7 protein-coding genes are annotated in these 6,378 nt (G+C 64.5%); 2 read left to right on the top strand and 5 right to left on the bottom strand.

The annotated features are described in order from the left end of the window. Positions 1-373: 373 nt before the first annotated feature. The 3 genes from CWO89_RS39295 to pcsA all read right to left on the bottom strand — a co-directional run bounded on the left by CWO89_RS39295 (position 374) and on the right by pcsA (position 2,893). A complete protein-coding gene (locus CWO89_RS39295) occupies positions 374-1,348 on the bottom strand; it encodes a quinone oxidoreductase family protein (protein WP_130583678.1) in 975 nt (324 codons plus the stop codon). An 82-nt stretch (positions 1,349-1,430) separates the two neighbouring features. Continuing rightward, a complete protein-coding gene (locus tag CWO89_RS39290; protein WP_130583677.1) occupies positions 1,431-2,156 on the bottom strand; it encodes a TerC family protein in 726 nt (241 codons plus the stop codon). Next, complete coding sequence (pcsA, locus tag CWO89_RS39285) at positions 2,153-2,893, bottom strand: phosphatidylcholine synthase (protein ID WP_130583676.1); 741 nt, start codon at positions 2,891-2,893, stop codon at positions 2,153-2,155. Before pcsA ends, CWO89_RS39290 begins: the two co-directional genes overlap by 4 nt. Positions 2,894-3,027: 134 nt before the next feature. On the opposite strand from pcsA, the gene CWO89_RS39280 reads away from it, so the two are divergent. Further along, a complete protein-coding gene (locus CWO89_RS39280; protein WP_130583675.1) occupies positions 3,028-4,218 on the top strand; it encodes a UbiH/UbiF family hydroxylase in 1,191 nt (396 codons plus the stop codon). Between the two features lie 7 nt (positions 4,219-4,225). Here CWO89_RS39280 and CWO89_RS39275 read toward each other — a convergent pair whose 3' ends face one another. Then, positions 4,226-5,179, bottom strand: a complete 954-nt coding sequence (locus CWO89_RS39275; RefSeq protein ID WP_130583674.1) for an AEC family transporter — start codon at positions 5,177-5,179, stop codon at positions 4,226-4,228. A 118-nt stretch (positions 5,180-5,297) separates the two neighbouring features. On the opposite strand from CWO89_RS39275, the gene hspQ reads away from it, so the two are divergent. Beyond that, positions 5,298-5,630, top strand: a complete 333-nt coding sequence (hspQ, locus tag CWO89_RS39270; RefSeq protein ID WP_130583679.1) for a heat shock protein HspQ — start codon at positions 5,298-5,300, stop codon at positions 5,628-5,630. Between the two features lie 115 nt (positions 5,631-5,745). On the opposite strand, the gene CWO89_RS39265 is transcribed toward hspQ, so the two are convergent. Continuing rightward, the coding region (locus CWO89_RS39265; protein WP_130583673.1) for an invasion associated locus B family protein at positions 5,746-6,378 on the bottom strand (633 nt) is incomplete at its 5' end.

The following is a 6,378-nucleotide window of genomic DNA, read 5'->3' as shown; positions in this document are numbered from 1 at the left end:
TCGCGCAGGGAAAGCCGGCGTTGCTCCGGTTGACCTGTGGTCCTACCCCCGTGCTTTTTGCTGCACGGGGCCCACGGGTGCAACCAGCACCCGGCTTTCCCTGCGCCCTCTGCTGATTGAGAGGGTGGAAAATGAAGCAAAGCTCGGACGCAAAGCGTCGCGAGAACGTAAGCGCTCACCCTCACTCCACCGTCATGCCCCGCGAAGGCGGGGCATCCACTACCCGGCGGCCTTTCGGCTCAGGCTCAGCTGCCTCTGGAATACTGGATCGTCCGGTCAAGCCGGACGATGACAGCGGAGACGCTGTTTGACATTTGAATCAGAGACACTCCACCCGTCATTGCGAGCGCAGCGAAGCAATGACGCAAGAGAACTACGGCCTCAAAATCGACGCCCCCGTGGTCGCGCGGCTCTCCAGATCGATATGCGCCCGCGCGGCATCCTTCAGCGCGTAGGCGTGATTGATCGGCACGTGCAGCTTGCCGTTGATCACGGCGGCAAACAGCGTGTCAGCGCCTTCGAGCAATTCGTTCCGGGTGGCGACGTAGTCGTTGAGCTTCGGCCGGGTCGCAAACAGCGAGCCGTGGTTGTTGAGCTCGGCGAGCGCGAATGGCGGCACGGGACCGGACGCGTTGCCGAAGCTCACGAACAGGCCGCGCGGCTTCAGGCACGACAGTGAGCCCGGGAAGGTGGTCTTGCCGACGCCGTCATAGACGACGTCGCAAAGCTCCCCGCGACTGATCTGCTTCACCCGCGCGACAAAATCCTCCTCATTGTAGAGGATGACGTGATCGCAGCCGTTGGCGAGCGCGAGATCGGCCTTCTCCTTCGAGCCGACGGTGCCGATGACGTGGGCACCCATCGCGCGCGCCCATTGGCAGGCGAGCAATCCGATGCCGCCGGCGGCCGCGTGGATCAGCACGCGGTGGTGCGGCTCCACCTTGAAGGTCTTGTGCAGCAGATACCAGACCGTCAGCCCCTTCAGCATCAGCACGGCGCCCTGCTCATAGGTGATATGGTCGGGCAGCTTCACCACCTTGTCGGCGGGGATGACGCGCTCGGTGGCATAGCCGCCGAGGTTGAAATAATAGGCGACGCGGTCGCCCAGATGGAAATTCGTCACGCCGGGACCGACCGCGACCACTTCGCCTGCCGCCTCGTTGCCGGCGATGAAGGGAAGACCAGGCGCCTTGTAGAGGCCGGTGCGAAAATAGGTGTCGATGAAGTTGAGCCCGATCGCGTGCTGGCGAATCCGCACCTCGCCCGCGGCCGGCGCCGGCACCTCGACGTCCTCGTAAGTGAGGACTTCCGGGCCTCCCACCTTGTGCACGCGCACGGCCTTGGTCATGTCGGGCTCTCCTCAACTTATCTCGTAGCCACCGAACCGAATGCCATCGGCGCCTTGTTGTCAACTCGCGGGGCCGGATCGGCTACTTGACCGCCTTCTTCCGGTTGCGCCTCGCCAGCACGTTGAACATCTCCACAGCGGCGGCGAACGCCATCGCAAAATAGATGTAGCCGCGCGGGATGTGGAAGCTGAAGCCGTCGGCGACCAGCGCCACGCCGATCAGCACCAGGAACGCCAGCGCCAGCATCTTGGTGGTGGGATGCTCTGCGACAAAACGCGCCACCGGCCCCGACGAGACGTACATGACGATGCAGGCGATCACGACGGCCGCGACCATAACCTCCAAATCCTGCGCCATGCCGATCGCGGTGATGATCGAGTCCAGCGAGAACACCATGTCGATGATGATGATCTGGACGATCACCCAGAAGAACGCGCTGCCGCCCGACGCCGCCTCTTCCTCACCTTCCGGCGCTTCCACTTCGCCATGAATTTCGTGGGTCGCCTTTGCGATCAGGAACAGCCCGCCGCCGATCAGGATGATGTCGCGCCAGGACAGCGCGAGCCCCCTCACCGTGATCACCGGCTCCGTCAACCCGATCAGCCACACCAGCAGGCTGAGCAGCAGGATGCGGAACACGAGCGCCAGGAACAAGCCGATCTGCCGCGCGCGCTTTGCCTGGTGCGGCGGGATGCGGGAGACCAGCACCGACAGGAAGATCACGTTGTCGATGCCGAGCACGATCTCCAGCGCCGTCAACGTAAGTAGCGCCGCCCACGCTTCCGGGCTGGCCAACAGTTCGATCATGTTCTGAGTGACCTCATCAACCGGATGACGGCGTCGCTGCCGGCGACATAGGCGGCGATCACGCAGAGTGCCACGATGATCGGCGTGCCGACGTCAAAGTCGCGGGCGAGCGTGTAGAGCGCCAGCACCGCTCCGGCCGACATCACCCACAGTGTCAGCCAGCGCAGCCGCGTCACGCGCAGGGGATGCAGCACGTGAATCGGCGCGAAGGTGAGCGCGATCAGGACCGCCACGGCAAGGCTCGACCATGCCGGCGGCGGATGCAGCAGGAACAGATAGAAGGCCGCTGCATTCCAAAGCCCCGGAAAGCCGCGGAAATGATTGTCGGCGGACTTCATCCTGCGGTCCGCGAAATACAGCGCGCTCGATATCACGATGCCGATGCCGAGGATCGGCGCCGCCAGCGGCAGCAGCAAATGACTGGCAGTAATCGCATAGGCGGGAACGAAGACATAGGTGACGAAATCGACGACGAGGTCGAGCACCTCGCCGGACCAGTTCGGCTGCAGCCGAACCACGTCGAGCTTGCGCGCAATCGGACCGTCGATCGCATCGATGACCAGGGCCACCCCGAGCCAGCCGAACATATTGGCCCAGTGCTCGCGCACGGCCTCCATCAGCGCGAGCAGCGCGACGCCCGCCCCCATCGCCGTGAAGATGTGCACGGAGAATGCCGCCATCCGCATCCGCAGCGATGCCCGAAACGTAGCTGGCTGGCTGGTCTGGTCGATTTCCATCGCCGGGCAGTGCTATCAGGAATCGCCTGTGTTTGCATATCCGCGCTTGCGGCGTTCCGCCGCGCAAACCGGTGGAAAGATTTTATCGAATTTGATGGCTTGAAAATGCCGCCAATCCCGTCAAATGTCCCGATATGAGTGATACACCGCATGTCTATGACGCAGTGGTCATCGGCGGTGGCCCTGCTGGGCTGACCGCCGCCATCGCGCTTGCGGATGCCGGGGCGAAGACCGCCCTGCTCGCCCGCCGCGCGCCCTATGCCGACAACCGCACCACGGCGCTGCTCGGCGCCTCGATCGACCTGCTCGAGCGGCTGGATGTCTGGCGGCGTCTGGCGGAGAAGGCCGCGGCGCTGAAGGTGATGCGGCTGGTCGATGACACCGGGCGGCTGATCCGCGCCCCGGAAGTGAGGTTCTCGTCCGACGAGATCGATCTTGAGCAGTTCGGCTTCAATGTCGACAACCGCTCGTTGATCGCGGCGCTGGAACAACGTGCGGCGGAACTGCCTGGTCTGACGCGGGTCGACGATGAAGCCGAGATCATCAATCCGGAAGAAGCCATCGTCACGATCCGGACCGGCAGCGGCGAGCCGCTGGCGGCGCGGCTGGTGATCGGCGCCGATGGCCGGCAGTCGCAGTCTCGCGAGGCCGCCGGCATCGAAATCAGCCGCCGCGACCTGAAGCAGTCGGCCCTGACCTTCAACATCGCCCACTCGCGCCCGCACAAGAACATCTCGACCGAATTCCACACGCCGCACGGCCCCGTCGTGTTCGTGCCCCTGCCCGGCAACCGCTGCAGCGTGGTCTGGGTTTCCTCCGCGTCGGAAGCGGAGCGGCTGACGGCGCTCTCCGATGCGGAACTGTCTGACGCCGCCGAGAAGCAGTCGCATTCGATTTTCGGGCGCGTCGAGGTCGAGCCGGGGCGCAATCTGTTTCCTCTGGCGATCGAACAGCCCAGGCAGTTTGCCAGGAACCGGATCGCGCTGGTCGGCGAGTCCGCCCATGTGGTGCCGCCGATCGGCGCGCAGGGCCTCAACCTCGGGCTGCGGGATGCGACCGATATCGCCAGGCTCGCCGGCGAAGCGCTCTCGCATGGCGAAGACCCCGGCTCGCCGCAGGTATTGGCGCGCTACCAGTCGGCGCGGCGCGGCGATGTCATGAGCCGGACCTTCGTCATCGACCTCGCCAACCGTTCGCTGCTCAGCGACTTCCTCCCCATGCAGTCGATCCGCGCCGCGGGCCTGCACCTGATCGGATCGATCGGCCCGCTCCGGCGGCTCGCCATGCGCGAGGGGCTCGCGCCGTCATGGCGACGTGCGAGCTGAGAGCGCCTCACGGAAAACTCAGCCGTCCGGTTTGCAACACAAACATCACGCTGGTCAGCGTCACGACGGAGGCAAACGTGCCGACCAGCACGGCGACCGAGGCCGGCTTGACCCAGGTGTCGTTCTGCCGCGCGATCACGAACACGTTCAGCGCCGGCGGCAATGAGGCCATCAGCACCGCGGTCGCGGCCCAAGGCTGCGCGAAGGGGCCGAACGCCAGCATCAGTCCGAACGCAAGCAGTGGATGGACCAGAAGCTTGACGGCAATCACGCCCGGCACGTCCCACGGAATCCGATCGAGCGGGCGCAGCGCGACGGTGACGCCGAGCACGAACAGCGCCACCGGCGCCGCCGCGTTCTGCAGGAACAATAGCGTATTATCCAGCGCAACCGGAAAACGCAGGTGCAGGGCCGCGGCAAGTGCGCCGAAGCACGCCGCCATGATCAGCGGGTTCAGCACGATCTGGCGCGCCACCACGCCGAGCGCGTGCAACAGCGAGGGATGGTCGCGGTCCGTCAACTCCACCAGGAGCGGCACGATCGAGAACAGGAAGATGCTGTCGCAGCAGAAGATCAGCGCGGTCGGCGCCGCAGCCTTCGGCCCCAGCACCGCGAGCGCCAGACCAGGACCCATGTAGCCGATATTTCCATAGGCGCCGGAGAGCCCCGCGAGCGTCGCCTCGCGCAGCGACAGCCGCCCAAGGAGCTTGGCGACCAGCATCGCCAGGAAGAAGGCGATCATCGTTCCGAGCGTGGTCGCCACCAGGAACGGCGGATTGTTGAGTTCCGAGAACGGCGTCTTTGACATGATGCCAAACAGAAGCGCCGGCAGAGAGACGTAGAGCAGGAAAAAATTCATCCAGGCGAGCCCGGACTCGGGCAGGCCCTTGGCCTTACCGCAGGCGAAACCGATGAAGATCAGCCCGAAGTAAGGCAGCGCAAGATTAAGGATATCGACCACGGAAGGCGTCTTTTTGGGGATTTTCCAAGGGAAATGCCGGAAAATCCGGCAGGAGGCGAAAGGTTAATTCGCGCGCTTGCCCCTAGCATCCGCCGCCATCATGGTCTATCGACGAGCTATGATAAAAGCGCGTACCGCTAAGTTCCAGATAGGGCAGATCGTCCGCCACCGGGTGTTTTCCTTCCGGGGGGTGATCTTCGACATCGATCCGGAATTCAACAACACCGAGGAGTGGTGGTTGTCGATCCCGGAAGAGGTGCGGCCGGACAAGGATCAGCCCTTCTATCATCTGCTCGCCGAAAACGCCGAGACCGAATACGTCGCCTACGTCTCCGAGCAGAACTTGCTGCCCGACAATTCCGGCGAACCGGTCCGGCACTCCCAGGTGGCCGAGATATTTATCCAGGACAAGTCCGGCGGCTACCGTCCGCGCAATCCCTCGCTGAATTAGCTCGCACGCGACACGGATGCTGCACTGCATCGTGGCGGCGCGGATCGGATCGCTCCCGTAGCAAAAAAGGCGCTCCTGCCGGAGCGCCTTTGATGTATCGGGAAGCTTCCCGCCGTTACTTCGCGGGTGGCGGGCTGGAGACGCCCGTTGCCGGCGGATTGGCCTCAAGCTTCTTGCGGGCCTCTTCCGCGCGCTTCTGCAGCTCTTCCTGCAGCTTCTTCTGGTTTTCCTCGAACACCTTCGGGTCGGTCGGCGGGCCGTCATAGGCTTTGGCGAATTCGTTGACGAGCGGCAGCGGCAGCGTCAGCGGCGCGCCGTTGGCGTTGATCGCCTGAACCACCAGGTTCTGGCCCTTCTTCATGCTGTTGAGCAGCTCGGGGGTCGCCTCATAGTCCGACATGCAGCCATTGGCGAAGCAGATCACATAGGGCGACTGCTGCGGCGGGTTGTTGTCGACGATGATGCGGGTGCCGTGCACGAGCTGCATGCCGAGCGGCAGCGTCACGCGCAGGATCTTCTTCGGCTCACCCTCGGGCTCGATGATCACGGCGGCGATCACCGGCTGGCCGGACTCGATACGGCCGTCCTTGCCCGTGAAGCAGACCTGCTTGGCGTTGGCATCCTGGCCCTTGAGGCAGAACTTGGTCCAGGGCGCGTAGATGAGCTGGACCTGCTGATCCTGGGGCGGCGGCGGCTGCGGCTGGGCTTGCGCGGCTGGAGCGCCCTGGGCAGGCGGCTGAGCTTGGGC

This window comes from Bradyrhizobium sp. Leo170, from assembly GCF_004296405.1.
Lineage (GTDB): Bacteria > Pseudomonadota > Alphaproteobacteria > Rhizobiales > Xanthobacteraceae > Bradyrhizobium.
Note: the sequence above shows the minus strand (reverse complement) of the source record. Positions and strands in the feature narration are given on the sequence as shown.